Origin of the sequence: Flavobacterium sp. 123, from assembly GCF_003634825.1 — a bacterium.
GTDB lineage: Bacteria > Bacteroidota > Bacteroidia > Flavobacteriales > Flavobacteriaceae > Flavobacterium.
Genome location: NZ_RBXD01000001.1, coordinates 1079692 through 1102008, shown reverse-complemented (window position 1 = coordinate 1102008; position 22317 = coordinate 1079692). Strand labels below are relative to the sequence as shown.

20 protein-coding genes and 1 tRNA gene are annotated in these 22317 nt (G+C 34.9%); 9 read left to right on the top strand and 12 right to left on the bottom strand.

The window, feature by feature from the left end; all coding sequences use genetic code 11:
- The first annotated feature begins 4 nt into the window (after positions 1-4).
- A complete protein-coding gene (gene accC, locus C8C88_RS04965; RefSeq protein ID WP_121338572.1) occupies positions 5-1351 on the top strand; it encodes an acetyl-CoA carboxylase biotin carboxylase subunit in 1347 nt (448 codons plus the stop codon).
- A gap of 54 nt (positions 1352-1405) precedes the next feature.
- On the opposite strand, the gene C8C88_RS04960 is transcribed toward accC, so the two are convergent.
- Positions 1406-3307 carry a S9 family peptidase gene (locus C8C88_RS04960; protein ID WP_121337052.1) on the bottom strand — a complete coding sequence of 634 codons (1902 nt, stop codon included), beginning with the start codon at positions 3305-3307 and terminating at the stop codon, positions 1406-1408.
- 191 nt (positions 3308-3498) lie between these two features.
- Between C8C88_RS04960 and C8C88_RS04950 the strand changes: the two genes are divergently transcribed.
- Both C8C88_RS04950 and mtgA read left to right on the top strand, forming a co-directional pair.
- On the top strand, positions 3499-4611 hold the full coding sequence (locus C8C88_RS04950; RefSeq protein WP_121337050.1) for an FAD-binding oxidoreductase: 1113 nt from the start codon (positions 3499-3501) through the stop codon (positions 4609-4611).
- Positions 4611-5348: a monofunctional biosynthetic peptidoglycan transglycosylase gene (gene mtgA / locus C8C88_RS04945; RefSeq protein ID WP_121337049.1), complete on the top strand. Its 738-nt coding sequence runs from the start codon at positions 4611-4613 to the stop codon at positions 5346-5348. Before C8C88_RS04950 ends, mtgA begins: the two co-directional genes overlap by 1 nt.
- A 46-nt stretch (positions 5349-5394) precedes the next feature.
- On the opposite strand, the gene C8C88_RS04940 is transcribed toward mtgA, so the two are convergent.
- Complete coding sequence (locus C8C88_RS04940; protein WP_370453783.1) at positions 5395-6465, bottom strand: helix-turn-helix domain-containing protein; 1071 nt, start codon at positions 6463-6465, stop codon at positions 5395-5397.
- A gap of 31 nt (positions 6466-6496) precedes the next feature.
- Between C8C88_RS04940 and C8C88_RS04935 the strand changes: the two genes are divergently transcribed.
- Positions 6497-7372, top strand: a complete 876-nt coding sequence (locus C8C88_RS04935) for an MBL fold metallo-hydrolase (protein ID WP_121338570.1) — start codon at positions 6497-6499, stop codon at positions 7370-7372.
- A gap of 138 nt (positions 7373-7510) precedes the next feature.
- Here C8C88_RS04935 and C8C88_RS04930 read toward each other — a convergent pair whose 3' ends face one another.
- On the bottom strand, positions 7511-7840 hold the full coding sequence (locus C8C88_RS04930) for a carboxymuconolactone decarboxylase family protein (protein WP_121337048.1): 330 nt from the start codon (positions 7838-7840) through the stop codon (positions 7511-7513).
- Between the two features lie 370 nt (positions 7841-8210).
- A tRNA-Ala gene (locus C8C88_RS04925) sits at positions 8211-8287 on the bottom strand.
- A gap of 123 nt (positions 8288-8410) precedes the next feature.
- On the opposite strand from C8C88_RS04925, the gene C8C88_RS04920 reads away from it, so the two are divergent.
- The 4 genes from C8C88_RS04920 to C8C88_RS04910 are packed head-to-tail and all read left to right on the top strand — an operon-like array spanning position 8411 to position 10622.
- Complete coding sequence (locus tag C8C88_RS04920; RefSeq protein ID WP_121337047.1) at positions 8411-9178, top strand: enoyl-CoA hydratase/isomerase family protein; 768 nt, start codon at positions 8411-8413, stop codon at positions 9176-9178.
- A gap of 7 nt (positions 9179-9185) precedes the next feature.
- Complete coding sequence (locus C8C88_RS12920; RefSeq protein ID WP_199711393.1) at positions 9186-9359, top strand: hypothetical protein; 174 nt, start codon at positions 9186-9188, stop codon at positions 9357-9359.
- 34 nt (positions 9360-9393) lie between these two features.
- A complete protein-coding gene (locus tag C8C88_RS04915) occupies positions 9394-9846 on the top strand; it encodes a 6-carboxytetrahydropterin synthase (RefSeq protein ID WP_121337046.1) in 453 nt (150 codons plus the stop codon).
- 23 nt (positions 9847-9869) lie between these two features.
- Positions 9870-10622: a UDP-2,3-diacylglucosamine diphosphatase gene (locus C8C88_RS04910; protein WP_121337045.1), complete on the top strand. Its 753-nt coding sequence runs from the start codon at positions 9870-9872 to the stop codon at positions 10620-10622.
- On the opposite strand, the gene C8C88_RS04905 is transcribed toward C8C88_RS04910, so the two are convergent.
- From C8C88_RS04905 to C8C88_RS04885, 5 genes are all read right to left on the bottom strand, one after another.
- Positions 10623-11891 (bottom strand): MFS transporter, encoded by a 1269-nt coding sequence (locus tag C8C88_RS04905; RefSeq protein ID WP_121337044.1) that lies wholly within the window; start codon positions 11889-11891, stop codon positions 10623-10625.
- A 9-nt stretch (positions 11892-11900) separates the two neighbouring features.
- On the bottom strand, positions 11901-13589 hold the full coding sequence (gene recJ, locus C8C88_RS04900) for a single-stranded-DNA-specific exonuclease RecJ (RefSeq protein ID WP_121337043.1): 1689 nt from the start codon (positions 13587-13589) through the stop codon (positions 11901-11903).
- A gap of 108 nt (positions 13590-13697) precedes the next feature.
- Positions 13698-14042, bottom strand: a complete 345-nt coding sequence (locus C8C88_RS04895; RefSeq protein ID WP_121337042.1) for a HopJ type III effector protein — start codon at positions 14040-14042, stop codon at positions 13698-13700.
- An 8-nt stretch (positions 14043-14050) separates the two neighbouring features.
- Positions 14051-14764 carry a 16S rRNA (cytidine(1402)-2'-O)-methyltransferase gene (gene rsmI, locus C8C88_RS04890; RefSeq protein ID WP_121337041.1) on the bottom strand — a complete coding sequence of 238 codons (714 nt, stop codon included), beginning with the start codon at positions 14762-14764 and terminating at the stop codon, positions 14051-14053.
- An 82-nt stretch (positions 14765-14846) separates the two neighbouring features.
- Positions 14847-15743, bottom strand: coding sequence for a hypothetical protein (locus C8C88_RS04885; protein WP_121337040.1), 897 nt, complete (start codon positions 15741-15743; stop codon positions 14847-14849).
- A 197-nt stretch (positions 15744-15940) separates the two neighbouring features.
- Between C8C88_RS04885 and C8C88_RS04880 the strand changes: the two genes are divergently transcribed.
- A complete protein-coding gene (locus C8C88_RS04880; RefSeq protein WP_121337039.1) occupies positions 15941-16549 on the top strand; it encodes a thymidine kinase in 609 nt (202 codons plus the stop codon).
- A gap of 56 nt (positions 16550-16605) precedes the next feature.
- On the opposite strand, the gene rpoN is transcribed toward C8C88_RS04880, so the two are convergent.
- The 3 genes from rpoN to C8C88_RS04865 form a co-directional block, all read right to left on the bottom strand.
- On the bottom strand, positions 16606-18072 hold the full coding sequence (rpoN, locus tag C8C88_RS04875) for an RNA polymerase factor sigma-54 (protein ID WP_121337038.1): 1467 nt from the start codon (positions 18070-18072) through the stop codon (positions 16606-16608).
- Between the two features lie 78 nt (positions 18073-18150).
- Positions 18151-19584 carry an asparagine--tRNA ligase gene (asnS, locus tag C8C88_RS04870; protein WP_121337037.1) on the bottom strand — a complete coding sequence of 478 codons (1434 nt, stop codon included), beginning with the start codon at positions 19582-19584 and terminating at the stop codon, positions 18151-18153.
- 206 nt (positions 19585-19790) lie between these two features.
- A complete protein-coding gene (locus tag C8C88_RS04865; RefSeq protein WP_121337036.1) occupies positions 19791-22205 on the bottom strand; it encodes an RND family transporter in 2415 nt (804 codons plus the stop codon).
- Between the last annotated feature and the right edge of the window lie 112 nt (positions 22206-22317).

Genomic DNA, 22317 nt, shown 5'->3' with positions numbered 1-22317 from the left:
AAAGATGTTTAAAAAAATATTAATTGCAAATAGGGGAGAAATTGCACTTCGTGTAATCAGAACCTGCAAGGAAATGGGGATTAAAACTGTGGCTGTTTATTCAACTGCCGATGCAGAAAGTCTTCATGTAAAGTTTGCTGATGAGGCGGTTTGTATAGGTCCGGCTCCAAGTAATTTATCCTATTTGAAAATGTCAAATATTATTGCTGCTGCTGAAATAACAAATGCAGATGCAATTCATCCAGGATATGGATTTCTTTCTGAAAACGCTAAGTTTTCTAAAATTTGTCAAGAACACGGAATCAAATTTATTGGTGCTTCACCTGAAATGATTGACAGAATGGGAGATAAAGCTTCGGCTAAAGCAACCATGATTGAAGCAGGTGTTCCTTGTGTTCCAGGTTCAGTAGGAATTTTAGAATCCTATGAGCAAGCACTTCAATTAGCCAGAGATTTTGGTTTTCCAGTAATGCTAAAAGCAACTGCTGGTGGTGGTGGAAAAGGAATGCGTGCCGTTTGGAAAGAAGATGAATTATTGAAATCATGGGAAAGTGCACGTCAAGAATCGGCTGCTGCTTTTGGAAATGACGGAATGTATCTTGAAAAATTAATTGAAGAACCTCGTCATATCGAAATTCAAGTTGTTGGAGATTCTTACGGAAAAGCATGTCACCTTTCTGAAAGAGATTGTTCTGTACAACGTCGTCACCAAAAATTGACCGAAGAAACACCTTCGCCATTTATGACTGATGAATTACGTGCTAAAATGGGAGAAGCTGCTGTAAAAGCTGCTGAATATATTAAGTACGAAGGCGCAGGAACTGTAGAATTTTTGGTGGACAAACACCGTAATTTCTACTTCATGGAAATGAATACTCGTATCCAAGTTGAGCACCCAATTACAGAACAAGTTATAGATTATGATTTAATTCGGGAGCAGATTTTAGTTGCTGCTGGTGTGCCAATTTCAGGTAAAAATTATTTACCTCAAATGCACGCAATCGAATGTCGTATTAATGCAGAAGATCCATACAATGATTTCCGTCCTTCACCAGGAAAAATCACTACGCTTCATATGCCAGGTGGTCACGGAGTTCGTTTAGATACACACGTGTATTCTGGATATACAATTCCACCTAATTATGATTCTATGATTGCTAAGTTGATAACAACTGCTCAATCTCGTGAAGAAGCAATTAGCAAAATGCGTAGAGCTTTAGATGAATTCGTTATAGAAGGAGTCAAAACTACTATTCCATTTCACAGACAGTTGATGGATGATCCTCGTTATATAGCAGGAGATTATACAACTGCTTTTATGGATGATTTTAAAATGAATGATCCAGAATAAAAAATTCTAGAATACAAAAAACCTCACTGAAAAGTGAGGTTTTTTTATGGGTAATTATAAGGTTTCTTTCAGCCATTTGTAAAATTCTCTTTGCCAAACTTGAGCATTTTGAGGTTTTAAAACCCAGTGATTCTCTTCTGGAAAATAAAGGAATCTACTTTTTATTCCGCGCAATTGTGCCGCTTGAAAAGCTTCTTGCCCTTGCCCTATCGGTACTCTAAAATCTTTTCCTCCTTGAATAATTAAGATTGGAGTATTCCATTTCTCCACCGCATTCATAGGATTGAAAGTAGTGTATGCTTTTTGAGCCGCCGCATTATCTTTTTCCCAATATGCTCCTCCAAAGTCCCAATTATTGAAGAAAACTTCTTCGGTAGTGCCAAACATACTTTGGGTATTGTAAACACCGTCATGAGCAATAAAAGTCTTGAATCTGTTGTTGTGAATTCCTGCTAGATAAAACACAGAATAGCCGCCATAACTCGCGCCAACACATCCTAATCTGGTTTTGTCAACATAACTTTCTTTAGCAACGTCATCAATAGCAGACAGGTAATCATCCATAACTTGTCCACCCCAATCTTTACTAATTTGCTCGTTCCATTCTACGCCATGTCCTTGCATTCCACGACGATTTGGTGCTACTACAATATATCCGTTAGCGGCCATTAACTGAAAATTCCATCGGAAAGAATAAAACTGAGTCAAGGCACTTTGTGGTCCACCTTGACAATACAATAAGGTTGGATATTTTTTTGAAGCATCAAAATTTGGAGGAAGAATAACCCAAACTAACATTTTTTTGCCGTCGGTTGTAGTTACATAGCGTCTTTCGGTTTTGCTTAATGCCAGTGAATTGTAGGTTTCTGTATTTACATTTGATAATTGTTTCCAAGTTTTTTTCTTTAAATGGAAAGAAAAAATCTCAGTAGCATGATTCATATCAGCTCTAGTTATAATAATAGTATCTCCCGAATAACCAACGATGTCATTTACATCAAAATCGCCATTTGTAATTTGGTGCACTTGAATAGCAATTCTGGTTAGGCCCGGAAAATTAACTTCAAAGAGTTGTTTTGTCCCATCGATTGGTGCTATGAAATATACTTTTTTACCATCAGCACTCCATTTGAAATGATCTACAGTCCCATCCCAGTTTGCCGTTAGGTTGATATTCATGCCTTTAAAACTAACAATTAGGTCATTTTTATCCGCTTCATATCCATCACGTTTCATTTGCAACCAAGTTAAATTCCCTGTTGGTGAAAACTGTGGCGCGGTGTCGTAACCTTCATTTCCTTCGGTTCTATTGATGGTTTTTCCAGTTTCAAGATTGTATTCGTAAATATTTGTATTTGTAGAAATAGCATACTGAGTTCCAGCTTTTTTCTTGCAAACATATAGAATGCTTTTGCTATCTGGTGACCAAATATAATCTTCGTCTCCACCAGAAGGTTTTTGAGGGCTGTCAAAATTCTCCCCTTTCAGAATGTCAATTCCTGTTGCTTCGTCTTTGTTTTCTTTATAAAAAACATGGTTGAATCTCCCGTCATTCCATGTGTCCCAATGGCGATAATCTAAACCATTATAGATTTGAACATCGGATTTTGTTAGTTCTGGATAAAAATCTTTACCATGAATTTTATCAACTTTTACCTCTTCATTATACACCCTATATTTTCCGTCAGGAGAAATATTTTTATCCGTCAAAATGGCTTTTGTGTCTTTTACTTCCGTAGGATTTCCTCCGTTAATAGGTAAAATAAAGAATTTTGAATCGGATTTGTTTTCTTCTATTGAAGGGGTTGTTACTTTATAAACAATGTGTTTTTCATCTTTAGAAATTCCTAATGGGCTTATTCTGCCAAGTTTCCAAAGTAATTCTGGGGTCATTACGTTTTGTGCCATTGCATTCAAACTTATGAGTGTTAAGGTTAAAATGAGTGTTTTTTTCATAGTGAAAGAGTATTTTAGAGTATAAAAATAACTATTTTATTTGATGTTTTTTGATTTCAATTGTGGTTTTAGCCCAGAGGGTCCCGAACCTTCGGGAGACATCCTTTTCTTTTTTCTTGCAAAAAAGAAAAGATATAGTGTACAGCTGGAAATAGCTCCAAAAAAATATTATTTTTATAGAAAATATTCAGATGCAACTAAGTTATTGGGAATTAAAAAATTGGTTTACGGATGTTGATTATACAATTGTAGGCAGTGGTATTGTAGGTCTTCATGCGGCATTGCGCTTGCGCGAAAAATTCCCAAGCAGTAAAATATTAGTTTTAGAAAAAGGAATGTTGCCTCAAGGAGCCAGTACAAAAAATGCTGGTTTTGCTTGCTTTGGAAGTATTTCTGAAATTATTGATGACTTGAAATCGCATTCAGAAGAAGAGGTGGTAAGTTTGGTTCAAAAACGTTGGAAAGGATTGCAATTGTTGAGAAAACGTTTAGGAGATTCGGCTATAGATTTTAAACCTTACGGTGGATATGAATTGTTTTTGAATGCCGATGAAAGTTGTTACAATGAGTGTGTAAACAAGTTGCCATTTATAAACGAAATTCTAAAACCGTTATTTAAAGCAGATGTTTTTGCAAAAGAAGTAGACCGATTTGGTTTCAACGGAATTAAAGAATATTTAATTTTTAATCCGTTCGAGGGGCAAATTGACACTGGAAATATGATGCAGGCTCTGTTAAAACAAGCCATTGCAGCAAATATTTTGATTTTGAATCAGCAAACGGTAACCTCTTATCTTGATACGGATAAAGGAGTTCAAGTTGCTATGGGTGATTTCTCTTTTGGGACTAAAAAATTATTTTTCGCAACCAATGGTTTTGCTAATTCGCTTACAAAAGGTGCTGTTAAACCCGCAAGAGCGCAAGTTTTGATTACAGATCCTATTCCTAATTTAGATATAAAAGGGACATTTCATATTGATAGGGGATATTATTATTTTAGAAATATTGGCGATAGAATTTTGTTAGGTGGGGGCAGAAATTTAGATTTTGATGCAGAAACCACAACTGATTTTGGACAGACAGAAATAGTACAAAAAAAACTGGAGCAATTGTTAAAAGAAGTAATTTTGCCTAAGCAAGAGTTTCAAATAGCCCACCGCTGGAGCGGAATTATGGGTTTAGGAAATAGCAAGAATCCTATTGTTTCACAACTATCTGACAATGTTTATTGTGGGGTGCGATTAGGAGGAATGGGAGTAGCAATAGGAAGTTTAATAGGTCAGGAATTAGCAGATTTATTGTAATGGCAACAAAAATAACAGCAAAAAAAACAAAACAACCTGAAAAAAAAGAAGGGAATTTTATGGGCAAATTAAAACGATTTTTAGTCAAAGTAATGCTGTGGTTCTTTGGAATCTCAATTTTTTTGGTCGTTTTTTTTAAGTTTGTTCCGGTTCCATTCACGCCATTAATGGTCATTCGTATCATTGAAAACAAGACTTCAGGTAAGGAAATTTATTTTGGACATGATTGGGTGCCTATTGAACACATATCAAACAATTTACAAAAAGCGGTGATAGCAAGTGAAGATGGAACTTTTTTGACACATCACGGTTTTGATTTTAATGCCTTGCAAAAAGCGTATGTAAATAACGAAAGAGGCCGACGCATCAAAGGCGGCAGTACCATATCACAACAAACGGCTAAGAATGTTTTTCTTTGGCAAGGAAGAAGTTATTTCAGAAAAGGATTAGAAGCTTATTTTACTGTTTTGATAGAGCTTGTCTGGGGTAAAGAGCGTATTATGGAAGTCTATTTGAACAGTATTGAAATGGGTGACGGTATTTATGGTGCTCAGGCAGCCACACAATATTGGTACAGAAAAGATGCATCGAGTTTAACCATGATGCAAGCGGCTGGAATAGCGGCTATTTTACCTAATCCGCGTAAATACAAAGCAACAGGTTCTTCTTCTTATATTAACAACAGAAAGGCTAGAATTGTTCGCGTTATGCGACATATTGGTAGGATTAAATATTAAAACAATACAATCACAACGCTCTAATTCAAAACAAGATTGTGATTGTTTATTGATGATTCAATGCTCTATATTCATTTGGGGGAATACCAACTCTTTGTTTAAATAATCGGGTAAAATGTTGCGGATATTTAAAGCCCATTTCATAAGAAACATCACTTATAGATTTATTTAAATCAAGTATTTTTTCTTTAGCTAACTCGATTGTTTTATCTTGTATAAATTCTTGCGCAGATTTACCAGAGTGTTTTTTTACTAAATCTCCAAAATAATTTGCAGAGAGATGCAGTTTTTCAGCAAAATAACTCACTAATGGCAATCCTAATTCTTTTGATTTTTTTGTTTCAAAATAATCATCAATTAGATATTCAAATTTAGCCAATTGAGCTTTGTTTAAATTTTCCCTTGTGATAAATTGACGGTCATAAAAACGAGAGCAATAATTCAAAAATAATTCGATATTGTTTACTATTAAATCCTTGCTATACTTGTCAATAGCATGATTTAGTTCGTGTAAAATTTTTGAAAAACATTCAAGCACAACTTGCTTTTCAGCTTTAGATAAATGTAGTGCTTCATTAGCATCGTAGGCAAAGAAAGAGTATTCTTTGATTTTTTTCCCAAGCGAAGTCCCTTTTATTAATTCAGGATCAAATGCCAAAGCCCAACCATTTGGTTGTACTATTTTATCTTTCGCTTCGTAACCAAAACTTTTTCCAGGAGCAATAAATAATAAAGAGTCATCTTGATAATCATATTTGTTTCGCCCATAAGACAATTCTTCGCATTTCAAATCTTTTAAAAAAATGATATAAATAGCTGAAGTATAATGCGCTACTTTTACTGGCCCTGATAAAGCCTGATCGATTACAGATACTAATGGATGTAAAGTATCTTGTCCTCTTTCTGTAATGAACTGATTAACACTTAATAGTTTTTTTTGCTCTAACATATTTCCGTTTGTATGAATCAAAATTAGAACAAGATTTCCAATAATCATCCTTTCCAATCTAGAATCTGTAATAATGGTATGAGAATCTGTAATTTGTATAAGTGTTAATTGATCAGTTAGATAGAAATTTGTATTATATAATTTGCAATCATTAAATAGCGATATCATGCACCTAAAAAAAGTATTCCTAGGGTTAATAATGTTAACACTTACTGTTGCTCTAAAGGCTCAAACTACTCAAGAAAATACAGGAGAAAATAATATTGTAATTAAAAAATATCAAGCTAAAGCTCCGCCAACACAATTTTTTGGTGCTGAAGCATTTAAACCTACGAATCAAACGGTTATTAGATGGTTAGGAATGGGAGGTTTTTTTATTAATAGTCGTGGAACCACTATGATGTTTGATCCCGTGTTAGAAGGTTTCGATATGCCTGTCATGATCGAGTTTCCAATAACGCCTAAAGAAATACCTCATTTGGACGCAATATTAATTTCACATGCAGATAATGATCATTTTAGTTTGCCAACTAATAAAGATTTATTGCCTGTTACTAAGGCTTTTCACTCTACTATTTATGTTGATTCATTAATGACAAATGAAGGGTTTCCTTCTTTTGGGCACATTATTGGAGGAAAATTTCGTTTTGGGAATATAAAAGTCAGATTAACACCTGCTGATCATGCGTATCAAAATGCTTATCCTGGAATGAGTAAAAGACATTTTAAGAATGAAGATGCTTGTGGTTTTTGGATCGATACTCCAGACGGTTCGATTTGGGCTCAAGGAGATTCTCGTCTAATGAATGAACATTTGCAAATGAAAACTCCAGATGCTATTTTATTTGATTTTTCCGATAGTGAATGGCATTTTACTTTTGAAGGAGCTTTGAAAATTGCAAATGCTTATCCAAATACTCCATTATTATTAAGTCATTGGGGTTCAGTTGATGCTCCTGATTTTGCACCATTCAATGCAGATCCTGAAAAATTAAAAGCACAAGTTGTTAATCCAGAACGAGTATTTGTTCTTGCACCGGGAGAACCTTATGTTTTAAAACGCTTGGTTAAATAAAAATCAATATCCGACAGTAAAATTACCGTATGATTCCATAAAAAAAAGCCTCACATTACTGTAAGGCTTGGTATTACTGGTGGAGAATATCGCTATATTGCTAAAGACGACAAAGGCTATTACAATCTTTGATTGCTATTATTTTTCATTTTCAAATGCCTCTTTTGCTATCATTATCGCAGTCATAGCTTTAGGCCAGCCTGTATAGAAAGCTAAATGAGTAATGACTTCTTTAAGTTCTTCTTCGGTCAATCCGTGTTCTTTTGCATAATTTAAGTGAAATTTAAGTTGCCCAGAATGTTCTCCAGCGACCAAAGCGGCAACAGTAATTAAACTTCTTTCACGCCTGGATAGCTCTTTGCCTTCCCATAAGTCACCAAATAGTATATTGTCAGTATAGCCCAAAAGTTTTGGTGCAAAGTCACCTAACATTTTTTGTGCAGCTGATATTTTTTCTTCCTTATCCATTATTTATATTTTTAATTGTCAATCAAGATGGTATTTGTATTGTCTCTAACTTTTATATGTGCAAAAGACTTTGTCTATACGCCCAATTATGAGTAGATTGTAAAAGCTAGTTTTACTTCATTTATCCTCTCAAAAATAGAATAAAAATACTTGTAAATTATCAAAAAGGCATTTTTTATTAGATACTTATGCTTAATGAGATTATGATAAAAGAGAATCAGTAAAGATTATAAGAATTAGTAACCAAAAAAAGGTTTAAGCACTCATAAGTAGAGCTTCATTTTAACACTTGGAATTTCAAAAAGCCACCCAAAAAGCACACTCAACCTCCATAAAAAAAGCCTCACATTACTGTAAGGCTTGGTATTACTGGTGGAGAAGATGGGGCTCGAACCCACGACCTCTTGACTGCCAGTCAAGCACTCTAGCCAACTGAGCTACATCCCCGTTTCGGTAGCAAATATAGTACAATTAAGTTTCAAAAAGAGAATTTGAAAAAAACATATCACTTATTTAAAAAAAAGAAGAAACTAGCAGTAATAGTTTTAACTTTACATTAAAATTCGTTTTATGCCAACAGAAAATCAAGCTGGTTTATTGCTTACTTCAATTGAAAACAAAATTGCTACACTGGAATTTAGTCATCCGGCGAGTAATGCTTTCCCTGCTCAATTATTGCACAATCTTACAAACGAAATCACCTCTTTAAGTACTCGCCCTGATGTTTTAGTTCTTGTTATTAAAAGTCAAGGAACTGGTGTTTTTTGTGCAGGAGCTTCTTTTGATGAGCTTATGGCTATTACAAATCAAAAGGAGGGAGAAGCATTTTTTGCTGGATTTGCAAACCTAATTAATGCTATGCGAAAATGTCCTAAACTAATTATTGGACGCATTCAAGGCAAAGCCGTAGGAGGAGGAGTGGGTATTGCTGCCGCTTGTGATTATACATTAGCAACGAAACAGGCATCAATAAAATTATCAGAATTAGCAATAGGAATTGGTCCGTTTGTAATTGAGCCTGCTGTTTCTAGAAAAATTGGAAAAACTGCTTTGGCCGAAATGACTTTGGCCGCTCACGAATGGAAAACAGCAGATTGGGCTAAAGAAAAAGGATTGTATGCCAATACATTTGAAACCATAGAATTATTAGATGAAGCTTTGATTGAATTCAGTTCCAGATTGGCAAGTTTTAATCCTGAGGCCTTGTTTGAAATTAAAAAAGTTCTTTGGGAAGGAACAGATCATTGGGACGAATTATTAAAAGAACGTGCCGCAATTTCCGGGAGATTAGTATTGTCTGATTTTACTAAAAAAGCTTTAAATCAATTTAAAAAATAAAGGAGTAATGGGCATTATATCTTTAATACAACAAGTAAATATTGAGGAAAAACTCAAAAACGCCATCGATAGCAATTATCAAACTGGTGTAATAATTGGTTCCTTTATTCCATTTGTAATTCTTGTAGGTCTTGCGTATTGGATGTATAACAGAGCCAAAAAAAGAGATGAAAACGGTTAATTATTTGTAAATTTGCAACCAAAATTAAACTCCGATGAGCAATATCAGAATTACAAAGCAATTTAGTTTCGAGACCGGACACGCCTTATATGGGTACGATGGAAAATGTAAAAATGTTCATGGACATAGTTATAAATTGTCGGTTACTGTAATAGGAACCCCAATTACAAATCGGAATGATGTGAAATTTGGTATGGTTATCGATTTTACTGATTTGAAAAAAATTGTAAAAGAAGAAATTGTAGATCAGTTTGATCATGCTACCGTTTTTAATGAAACTACTCCTCATATAGAATTAGCAAAAGAGTTAAAAGACAGAGGGCATCACGTGATTTTAGTTGATTATCAGCCAACAAGCGAAAATATGGTTGTCGATTTTTCAAACAGAATTATGGGAAGATTGCCTGACGGAATCAAACTTTTTTCTTTAAAATTACAAGAAACAGATTCTTCCTTTGCGGAATGGTTTGCAAGCGATAATTTGTAACTCTAAATTCTTACTTTAGCGGCATGCAATTACTCAACGACAAAAAAATATATTTTGCTTCAGACCAACATTTTGGAGCACCAACTCCTGCATTAAGTTTTCCTAGAGAACAGCGATTTGTGGCTTGGCTTGATGAGGTTAAAGTTGACGCAGAAGCAATTTTTTTATTGGGTGATTTGTTTGATTTTTGGTTCGAATATAAAACAGTTGTTCCTAAAGGATTTATTAGAGTTTTAGGCAAACTAGCCGAAATTCGCGATAGCGGGATTCCTATTTATTTTTTCGTAGGAAACCACGATTTATGGATGAACGATTATTTCCAAAAGGAATTGAACATTCCAGTATATCATGATAATCAGGAATTTACTTTTGGAGATAAAACTTTCCTAATAGGTCACGGTGACGGAAAAGGACCAGGCGATATGGGTTATAAACGAATGAAAAAAGTGTTTACTAATCCGTTTTCAAAATGGCTTTTCAGATGGCTTCATCCAGATATTGGAGTTGGTTTAGCACAATACCTTTCGGTGAAAAACAAGCTTATTTCTGGTGATGAAGACGTGAAATTTCTTGGCGAAGAAAACGAATGGCTTATTCTTTATTCCAAAAGAAAATTAGAAACTAAGCATTACAATTACCTCGTTTTTGGTCACAGACATTTGCCTATGAAAATTCCTGTAGGCGAAAATGCCGAATATGTTAATCTTGGAGATTGGATTACGTATTTTACTTATGGTGTTTTTGACGGTGAAAATTTCGAAATCAAAAAGTACTAATTATTCTTGATTTCGGTGTTCATCTAATTCTTTTTGTAAATCTAAATTTCTAAAAGTAGGCGATTTTATTCCAGTTATTAGTACTGTTAAAAGAGTCATGCTTCCGCCAAAAACTACCGCAGTTACAGTTCCCATTAATTTAGCGGTTAGCCCACTTTCAAAAGCGCCCAACTCATTTGAAGAACCAACAAATATGGAGTTTACTGCCGCTACACGACCTCGCATGTGATCAGGAGTTTTAAGTTGTAAAATAGTTTGTCGGATAACCACTGAAATTCCATCGAGAATTCCACTTAAAAATAAGGCTATAACAGACACCCAAAAAATAGAAGAAACGCCAAATACAATAATACAAATTCCAAAACCAAAAATAGCTCCCAAGAGTTTCATTCCTGCATTTTTATTTAAAGGAACATAAGCGGATATGAACATTGTCAAAAAGGCACCAACAGCAGGAGCGGCTCTTAATACACCAAATCCTTCAGGACCCACTTTTAAAATATCTTGAGCAAAAACTGGGAGTAACGCAACAGCTCCGCCAAAAAGTACGGCTATCATATCTAATGACAAAGCACCTAAAATTGTTTTATTATGGAAGACAAATTTCACCCCTTCTTTCAAACTTTCCATAATAGGTTCCCCGATTTTTGGATTTAATATTGGTTTAACGGCTATTTGTGATAAAGCCATTAAAGCAAAAACAGAAAACCCTAACACAATACACATAGACCAGTGAACACCAATCCAATTAATAGAAAAACCAGCTATTGCAGGACCCAAAACAGAGCCTATTTGCCAAACCGAACTGCTCCAAGTGGCGGCATTTGGGTAAGCTTTTTTAGGGACAATCAAAGATAAAAGAGAAAATATTGTTGGCCCAAGAAATGCTCTTACTAATCCGCCTAAAAAGACAAGAAAGTATATAGAATATAAAATTATTTTTTTAGAAAAATCCCCTATAAAAGGCGGCCATGTTAATAAAAATAAGCCAAGACTAATTACGGAGAATCCTAAAATACATTTTAAAAGCAGGCCTTTTTTTTCATTTTGATCTACAATATGTCCTGCAAATAATGCCATCGAAATGGCTGGAATTATTTCCATCAAGCCAATTATTCCAAGGGAAAGTGGATTTTTTGTCAAACTGTAAACTTCCCACTCTATGACGATAAATTGCATAGACCAAGCAAAAACCATGGCAAAGCGCAACAATAAAAAAATATTGAATTCTCTATATCGTAAGGCTTCGTAAGGGTCGTTCTTTTTCATATTTTCAGTTTATTGAATGTCTTTTAATCGCAATTGTAAACTCAGTTGTCCTTTCCATTCATTTTCATCAATAGAATACACAGCTTGAAAAGGTTTTTGATGGGTTGTTACATCAAATTTATTGCCTAATCCAAAACCAATTGCGGGAATTCCTTCCGAATTATTTTGCTTGACAAAAAGTTTTAAATGTTCTTCTTCTTGTCCCATTGGTTTTCCATAGCCAGTATCTTTTATGTTTTTTGTCAAGAAAACGGGAGTCATATTTTGTGGGCCAAAAGGTTCAAATTGCTTTAAGATTCGGGTTAGTTTTGGGGTAATATCAGTAAAATTAATTTCAGCATCAACTGAAATTTCTTGGGTCAGCATATCAGGATGAATGGTTTTTTCGACTTCCTTTTCGAAAGCATCTTTGAAGAGTTGGTAATTTTCTTCTTTTAATGTCATTCCTGCGGCATACATGTGACCGCCAAATTGCTCTAAGTATTCGGAGCAGGCTTCGAGTGCATTATATATATCAAATCCTTTTACGGAACGAGCTGAAGCTGCATATTTATCCCCACTTTTGGTAAAAACTAAGGTTGGACGATAGTAGGTTTCAATCAATCTTGAAGCTACGATTCCAATGACGCCTTTGTGCCAAGTTTCTTGAAAAACCACCGAAGTAAATCGTTTTTGCTCTTTATTTTCCTCAATTTGCTGTAGCGCTTCTTTGGTGATTTGCTTGTCTAGATCTTTACGTTCGGAGTTGTATGCTTCAATTTCGGAAGCAAATTGTTGGGCTTGCTCAAAGTCAAATTCTGTTAATAATTCAACGGCATGATTCCCGTGTTTGATGCGTCCTGCAGCATTTATTCTAGGAGCTATGATAAAAACTACATCAGTTATATCTAGGGTTTGTTTTTTTAATTGAAAAATTAATGCTTTAATTCCAGGTCTTGGTTCTGAATTGATAACTTGTAATCCAAAATAGGCTAACACTCTGTTTTCTCCTGTCATTGGAACGATATCTGCAGCAATTGCGGCTGCTACCAAATCTAAATAGGGAATTAAATCATCAATAGTCTGATTTCTATTTGTGCCCAAAGCTTGAATTAATTTAAAACCTATTCCGCATCCGCATAATTCGTCATAGGGATAGTTGCAATCGTTTCTTTTGGGATCTAAAATAGCAACAGCTTCTGGCAAAAATTCACCTGGACGGTGGTGGTCACAAATGATAAAATCAATATTTCGCTCTTTCGCATAAGCAATATGGTCAATAGATTTAATGCCGCAATCCAAGGCAATAATTAAAGAAAAACCATTGTCATCAGCAAAGTCAATTCCTTTAAATGAAATTCCGTAGCCTTCATCATATCGGTCAGGAATATAGGTGGCAACATTTGGATAGTAGGTTTTTAAATACGATGAAACTAGTGATACAGCAGTTGTTCCATCCACATCGTAATCTCCAAAAACTAATATGTTTTCTTGATTGGCAATGGCAGTTTCAATTCGCTCGACAGCTTTGTCCATATCTTTCATCAGATACGGATCGTTTAAATCATTCAGCGTAGGACGGAAAAAACGTTTGGCGTCTTCATAAGTTTCAATCCCTCGTTGAACCAATAAAGTTGCCACAAAATCCTCCACATTCAAGGCTTGCGCCAATTGTTTTATTTTTTCTTCAGAAGGTTTTGGTTTGATTGTCCAACGCATATTGACTTGGGATTATAGGATTTTCAGTAAGGATTTTGTCAAGTCGAGCGCAGTCGAGATACATCAATTGGTCTCGACTGCGCTCGACCTGACACCGAATAGTAACTTTTATTTCAACTGTAAAGCTTCGCCTTCAAACTGAATTCCGCTCCAGCCTGTTTTCATAAAATTGCGAATGTTTTGATGATTTGTTCCGCTAGGATCTCCCAAAACTTCTTCAGAATAATAGGCCCCAAAACACGCTAATGTTTCCGTTTCTGTTAGCTGTAGTACTTTTGCAAAAGCAAATAATTTGCAAGAACCTGAATTTTCACCTGCATCATTATGTTGTAATCCGTTTTGAAAAGCGGTTGGTGTAAAAGTGTAATTTTCCTCAATTACGGCAATAGTTTCTGCAAAGGTTACCGCTTCTGGCGTGCTTTTTAATTTTTCTAAAAAGGATGTTGTACTCATATATTATTTTATTCTTCGTCTGAAAATTTATTTTTTTTAGGTTCTTTAGTTAGCGTTTTTCCTCCTACAACAACTACAATTTCTCCTCTAGGTGCCGTTTTTTCGAAATGAGTTAATACTTCTCGAACACTACCGCGTACGTTTTCTTCATGCAATTTTGACAATTCTCTAGAAACACAAATAGGTCTGTCTTCGCCAAAATAAGTAATAAATTCAATTAAGGTTTTGACTAATTTATGTGGGGAAACATATAAAATCATGGTTCGGGTTTCTTCGGCCAATGCCAAATAACGAGTTTGTCTTCCTTTTTTGTCAGGCAAAAACCCTTCGAAAACAAATTTATCATTGGGTAAACCACTATTTACTAAGGCAGGAACAAAGGCTGTTGCACCAGGCAAACACTCAACTTCCACACCATTTTCGACACAAGCACGGGTTAACAAAAAACCAGGATCCGAAATGGCAGGAGTTCCTGCATCTGAAATCAAAGCTATATTTTCGCCCGCTTTCAATCGAGAAATTAAATTTTCGACTGTTTTATGTTCGTTGTGCATGTGGTGGCTATACATGTGTGTGCTTATCTCAAAGTGTTTTAGCAATTTCCCGCTGGTTCGCGTGTCTTCTGCCAAAATCAAATCGACTTCTTTCAGAATACGAATGGCGCGAAAAGTCATGTCTTCGAGATTGCCAATAGGAGTAGGAACAATATATAATTTTGACATAGCTATAAGTGTGAAACATAAATCCCGACGGTTTATCGGGATTTGTGTTTATTTGAATTTTATTTAGTGATTGTACAGTTGTTTAAGAGAATTTTTTCTCTATAATTTCCATAAAACGTTGTACATATTCTTCTTTTCCTTCCCAGTTGTTGTAATCTGGTTTGACCATATCTTCAATGAAATCTTTTGTTTCTTCAAAGCTGTCATAGGTAATTAATTGATTCAAAACGCGGTTGTAATCTTCGCTGCTATTGCCAAATAGTTGTTTTGTAAAGGCAATTCTATCATTCAAATCAATATTAATTCCTTTAGCTAATTTCTCATTAAGTGTTATTGCTTTTGGTTCTTCCGGTTCTTCAATGTTGATTTCTGGAATAGGAATTAGTTCTTTTTCTTCAAAATCAATAGCAATTGCGGTTGGAATGTTTTCTACTGGATGCACTTTTACAAATTGTGCTTCATCATAATTTCCACCTAATAAGTCCTCAAAAGAAATTTGAACAACTTCTGGTTTTTTTATTTCTTCTACTTCTACTTCTTCTGGTTCTTCCTCAGTTAATTCGAAAGAAGGGTGGAAAGATAGATCTTCAGATGGTGCCGCTTCCTCAGCTACTATTTCTTCTTCAGCAACAGGTTCTTCAACAATTTCTTCTATAATAATTTCTTCTTTTTCCGCTTCAACTTCTGAATTGGTAGTTTCTGTTGTTGCTTCAGGAATTTCTATAATTTCTTCAATAACGACACTTGCAATTGGGGAATTTTCAATTGTTTCAAAAACTTCTTCAATCTGTTTTTCTATTTCGGCCTGACCGATAGTAGGTTTTATATCGCCAAATTGAGCATCGACAAATCGTAGTACCGCTAATTTTTCATATAATTTTTGGGTTTCTAGATAGAGTTGATTGATGTCAGATTTGTTTTTTAATTGTAAAATTCTGTGTGCAATGCTGATTAAATCGGCTTCCAATCTTTTTTTCATATCGTTTGAAATTATAGTGAATTAGGCGTGTCTTTATGTTTAAAGCTTCTTTATTTTTTATTTAACCCAAGGAAGAAGTCACCTTTAATAAAAAATATCTACTTTTGAAAAACGTAAAAGTATTAAATTTTTTAGGTTGATTTATTACGATTACAAAGTAATAAAAACTATTCATTTTTAAAGTTGAAAAATACAAAATGTTTCTCGAAAATACAGTAAATCATAAAGAACAATTTGGTTGGATTGAAGTCATTTGCGGTTCGATGTTTTCGGGCAAAACCGAAGAACTTATTCGCCGACTAAAACGAGCACAATTTGCCAAGCAGAAAGTTGAAATTTTCAAGCCTGCCATCGATACGCGTTATCATGATGAAATGGTTATTTCACATGATGCTAACGAAATTCGTTCTACGCCAGTTCCTGCAGCAGCTAATATTGCAATTTTGGCGCAAGGCTGTGATGTGGTTGGTATTGACGAAGCACAGTTTTTTGACGACGAAATTGTTACGGTTTGTAATGATTTAGCAAACCAAGGGATTCGTGTAATTGTTGCAGGACTCGATATGGATTTTAAAGGAAATCCTTTTGGCCCAATGCCTGCACTTATGGCAACCGCCGAATATGTTACTAAAGTGCATGCGGTGTGCACTCGTACCGGAAATCTTGCCAATTATAGTTTTCGAAAAACGGACAATGATAAACTCGTGATGTTAGGGGAAACCGAAGAATACGAGCCACTAAGTCGTGCTGCTTATTATCACGCGATGCGGAAGGATGAGGAGAAGAAAGATCAAGAGAAGAAATAAAAAAGGGGAAATTTGTTTAAAACATATTTCCCCTTTTTATATATTAAAATTCCATTTTACATTTTCTTTCTCATTCTTGCTACAGGAATATCGAGTTGTTCTCTGTATTTTGCAATTGTTCTTCGGGCAATTGGATAGCCTTTTTCTTTAAGAATTTCAGCTAATTGATCATCTGGAAGCGGTTTGTGTTTGTCTTCTTCTTCGATGGTATTTTTTAGAATTTTTTTAATTTCAAGAGTGGAAACATCTTCTCCCTGATCATTTTTCATGGCTTCTGAGAAGAATTCTTTGATTAATTTGGTGCCATAAGGAGTTTCTACATATTTGCTATTGGCCACGCGTGAAATCGTTGAAATATCAAGACCTACCATGTCAGCAATGTCTTTCAGAATCATCGGTTTCAATTTAGTTTCATCGCCTTCCAGAAAATATTCTTTCTGATAATGCATAATAGCATTCATAGTTACAAAAAGCGTTTCCTGACGTTGACGAATGGCATCAATAAACCATTTTGCGGAATCCAGTTTTTGTTTGATAAATTGTACAGCATCTTTTTGTTGAGCAGATTTATCACGGGAATCTTTATAGGTTTGCATCATTTCCTGATAGTCTTTTGAGACATGTAAGGAAGGAGCATTTCGGCCGTTTAAGGTCAATTCTAATTCGCCGTCTACAATTCTAATAGCAAAATCAGGAACTACATTTTCGGTAACTTTATTGTTTCCGGTAAAGGAACCTCCAGGTTTTGGATTTAGTTTTTCGATTTCATGAATGGCTTTTTTGAGTTGCTCATTCGAAACATTGTATTTCTGTAAAAGCTTGTCGTAATGTTTTTTAGTGAAAGCATCAAACTGATTTTCGATGATATCAGTTGCTAATGCAACATACTCCGTAGGCGTTTTGTGTTTTAACTGCAAGAGTAAACATTCCTGTAAATCGCGCGCACCAACTCCAGATGGTTCCAGTTCATGGATAACTTGTAGCATGCGATCCACTGTTTTTTCATCCGTATAAATCCCTTGAGTAAACGCCATATCATCTACCATATCAGGAATGCTTCTGCGGATGTACCCCATATCATCAATACTACCAACGAGAAATTCTGCGATTTCGCGGTCTTCATCACTTAAAATGAAGGTGTTTAATTGATTGATTAAATCTTGATGAAAACTTATAGGCGCTGCAAAAGGAGCATCGTGATCATCATCGTCATCACTGTAATTGTTTGCTTGAGTTTTATATTCCGGAGTGTCGTCGTTGCTTAAATATTCATCTATGTTAATGTCTTCAGCATCGATTCTTTCGGATTCGGCATCATCATAGTCATCATAATCTTCGTTGTCGAACTCATCTTTTTCGTATTCCTCTTCTTCTTTTCCGGCTTCTAGTGCTGGATTTTCGTTCATTTCTTCTAACAAACGTTGTTCAAATGCTTGGGTAGGCAATTGAATTAGCTTCATCAACTGGATTTGTTGAGGAGATAATTTTTGGGATAATTTTAGATTTAGAAATTGCTTTAGCATTTTATATTTTGTTGTTTTTGTTTAATGTTTAAAGCTTCAGGTTGTTGAACTTGAAACTTTTAAACGGGAAACAAATTTTTAGAATTCTGCGTTCATTGGCGTTCTAGGGAAAGGAATTACGTCACGAATATTAGTCATACCAGTTACAAACAATACCAATCTTTCAAATCCAAGACCGAAACCAGAATGAACCGCTGAACCAAATCGGCGGGTATCTAAATACCACCATAATTCTTCTTCATCAATTCCTAAAGCTTTCATCTTTTCGACTAAAACATCATAGCGTTCTTCTCTTTGAGAACCACCTACAATTTCTCCAATTCCAGGGAAAAGAATGTCCATAGCGCGAACTGTTTTTCCGTCTTCGTTCAAACGCATATAAAATGCTTTAATGTTTGCTGGATAATCATACAAAATCACAGGACATTTAAAGTGTTTTTCTACAAGGAAGCGTTCGTGCTCTGATTGTAAATCAGCACCCCATTCGTCAATGATATAATTGAATTTTTTCTTTTTATTTGGCGTACAATTTCTCAAAATTTCAATTGCTTCGGTGTACGAAACGCGTTTGAAGTTGTTTTCCAAAACAAAGTTTAGTTTTTCTAACAAAGCCATTTCGCTTCTGTCCGCTTGTGGTTTTGATTTTTCTTCTTCAAGTAAACGTCCTTCTAGAAATTTCAAATCTTCGGGACATTTTTCCAATACATATTTGATTACGTATTGAATGAAATCTTCCGCCAAGTCCATGTTGTCATCTAAATCATTGAAAGCCACTTCAGGTTCAATCATCCAGAATTCCGCCAAGTGACGAGAAGTATTCGAGTTCTCTGCTCTAAACGTTGGTCCAAACGTATAAATTTGTCCCAAAGCCATGGCAAAAGTTTCTCCTTCTAATTGTCCAGAAACCGTTAAATGGGTTTCTTTACCAAAAAAATCTTTTTTATAATCAACTTTCCCTTCGTCGTTTCTTGGGGTATTGTCAAAAGGCAAAGCTGTAATTTTGAACATCTCACCAGCGCCTTCAGCATCAGAACCAGTTATAATTGGCGTATTAACATACACAAATCCTTTTTCCTGAAAATAGTTATGAACTGCAAATGACAATACCGAACGCACACGCATAATTGCCCCAAAAGCATTTGTACGAACTCTCAAGTGTGCATTTTCACGCAAGAATTCAAGCGAGTGTTTCTTAGGTTGCATTGGAAATTTCTCTGGATCTGAGTCGCCCAGAATTTCCAATTTAGAAACCTGAATTTCATATTTTTGACCCGCACCTTTACTTTCAACCAAAGTTCCAATTACTGAAACCGAAGCCCCAGTTGTGATTCTTTTCAAAGTTTCTTCGGGAGTGTTCTCAAAATCGACAACACATTGTATATTATTGATGGTAGAACCATCATTCAAAGCAATAAATTGATTGTTTCTAAAAGTCCTCACCCATCCTTTTGCATTTACCTCATGAAGCATCGTGCTGCTGTTTAGTAAGTCTTTAACTTTTGTATGTTTCATTTTAGATATAATTGATATTGAGAAATAGTATTTTATCGAAATACAAATATAATTGATTTGTTTGGAAATGCCATTGTGACAAATGGTCTAATCAGGAGCTATTTCCTGCTTTTCGGTTTTATCTTTTAAGAGGCAATGAAAAATTGCCTCTTAAAAGGATATCACCTGCAATCAGGGCTAAAAAACCGTAGAATCTAAAAATTAATTTATTCTTTTTCTAACGCGTCAATCTCTTCGTCGCTGTGTTCGATGATGTCAATTTTTGGTTCAATGAATTCCTGCTCGTTGGCCAATGTTTTATTCAAAGTCAAAACCAAAGCAGGTAATAACATTAAATTGGACAACATTCCAAATAACAAGGTCAAAGATATTAAGCCGCCAAGCGCAATGGTTCCGCCAAAACTAGACAACATAAATACCGAAAACCCAAAGAATAATACAATTGAAGTATAAAACATACTCAAACCAGCATCATTAAAAGTAGCGTAAACAGATTTGCGTATTTTCCAATGGTTTTTCTTCAATTCTTCTCGATATTGCGCTAGGAATCGAACGGTATCATCCACCGAAAGTCCAAAAGCAATTCCGAAAACTAATATCGTTGATGGTTTTAATGGAATGTCTAAAAAGCCCATAATTCCTGCAGTTAGCAACAACGGCAATAGATTTGGAATAATAGAAACCAATACCATTTTGAACGAACGGAACATAAAAGCAACTAAAAGCGCAGTTAGGAAAAAGGCAAAAATCAACGAAGAAAGTAAATTATCCAGCAAATATCCAGTTCCTTTCTGGAACACTAATGCTTTCCCAGTAATTGTTACATGAAAACGGTCTGGAGGGAAAAGCTTATCCGCTTTTTTACGAATTTCAGCTTCAATTTTAGGCATATTATCACCGCTTTCATCTCGCATAAAAGTGGTAATTCGGGCAAATTGACCCGTTGAATCCACATAGCTTTTCATCAGATTGCCTTTGGTGTCTTTTGTAGCATTTTTGGCATAAGACAAAATAAATGCTTGCTCTTGTGATGTTGGCAATTCGTAATAATCCGGATTTCCGTTATAATATGCTTGTTTAGAATACTTAACCAAGTTGACAATTGAAATCGGTTTTGACAATTCTGGAATTTCGTCAATAGTAGTTTCTAATTCTTCCATTCGTCTCAGCGTTGACAATTTCATAACGCCTTTTTTACGTTTGGTGTCAATCATAATTTCTAACGGCATAACCCCATCAAATTCTTTTTCGAAGAAAACAATATCTTGGAAAAAGGCTTCTTTTTTAGGCATGTCCTCAATCAAACTTCCTGAAATTCGCATTTTGTAAATCCCAATAATACTGATAACAAGCAAGGAAACGGCCACCACGTAAATAGAAAAACGGTTAGTTTTTACTGTATGTAAAATCCAATCCATGAATTTTTTTACAGAACCTCTGTCTAAATGCTCAATATGACGATCTTTTGGTGCAGGAATATAACTATGGAAAATAGGAATTACAATGATGCATAAAAAGAATAACGCTATGATATTAATGGCGGTTACCACTCCAAATTCTAACAATAAGTCATTATTAGACGCTACAAATGTTGCAAAACCAATGGCTGTAGTTACATTAGTCATCAGTGTAGCCATTCCTACTTTGGTAGTTACGCGTTGCAGCGCTTTGGCTTTGTTTCGGTGCACTTTGTATTCCTGATGGTATTTATTAGTTAGGAAAATGCAATTTGGAATCCCAATTACAATAATCAAAGAAGGAACCAAAGCGGTTAAAACAGTGATTTCGTAATTTAATAAACCTAAGAATCCAAAGGACCACATTACGCCAATAATTACAATAACCATCGAAATCAAGGTGGCTCTAAAACTTCTAAAAAAGAAGAAAAACAACAATGAAGTTACTAATAATGAAGCTCCAATGAAGATGCTTATTTCGTCAACAATGGTTTTTGCGTTTAGCGTTCTGATATAGGGCATTCCAGAAACGCGCAGGTCAATATTGGTTTCTTTTTCAAATTTTTCAACTGCTGGAACTAATTTTTCTAGGATGAATTCTTTTCGAGCTTTAGTATTTACAATTTTTTTATCCATGTAAATAGCAGAACGAATACTCCCAGATCTTTTATTGAAAAGTAATCCTTCGTAAAAAGGCAAATCATTAAAGAGCTCCTTTTTTATTTTCTCTAAATAGGATTTATCAATTGTTTTGCTTTGGTCAACAAAAGGAACTAATTCAAATTTTTCAAGAGAATCATTTTTTTGTAGCTTCTTTAAATCGTTTAAAGAAATTACTAAATCAATGGCTTTGTCTTTTTTCAGGCCATTCATTAATTTGCTCCAAGCAGCATATGCTTTTGGCGTAAAAAAAGTTTTGTCTTTTACACCAATGATAATCAAGTTACCCTCTTCGCCAAATTTATTTAGGAAAGCATTGTATTCTACATTAGCAATATTATCATCGGGCAACATATTAGCCTCCGTAAAGGTGAAATGGATGTTCTTCCATTGCATTGCCAAAAGAGCTGTTATCCCAACAATTATAGATAACATTAAAATTCTATTTCTAAGTACGATTCGGGCAATTAATTCCCAGAATCCTAAACTAAACCACTTGACCATATTTTATATTTACAGGCGGTAAAGGTATATAAAGCTTGGTTATTTTTAAGCTTTTGAAGAGTAGATTTCTTTTTTAAAAGGTTAAAATTTCGTCGAGATTAAATTTAGGTTA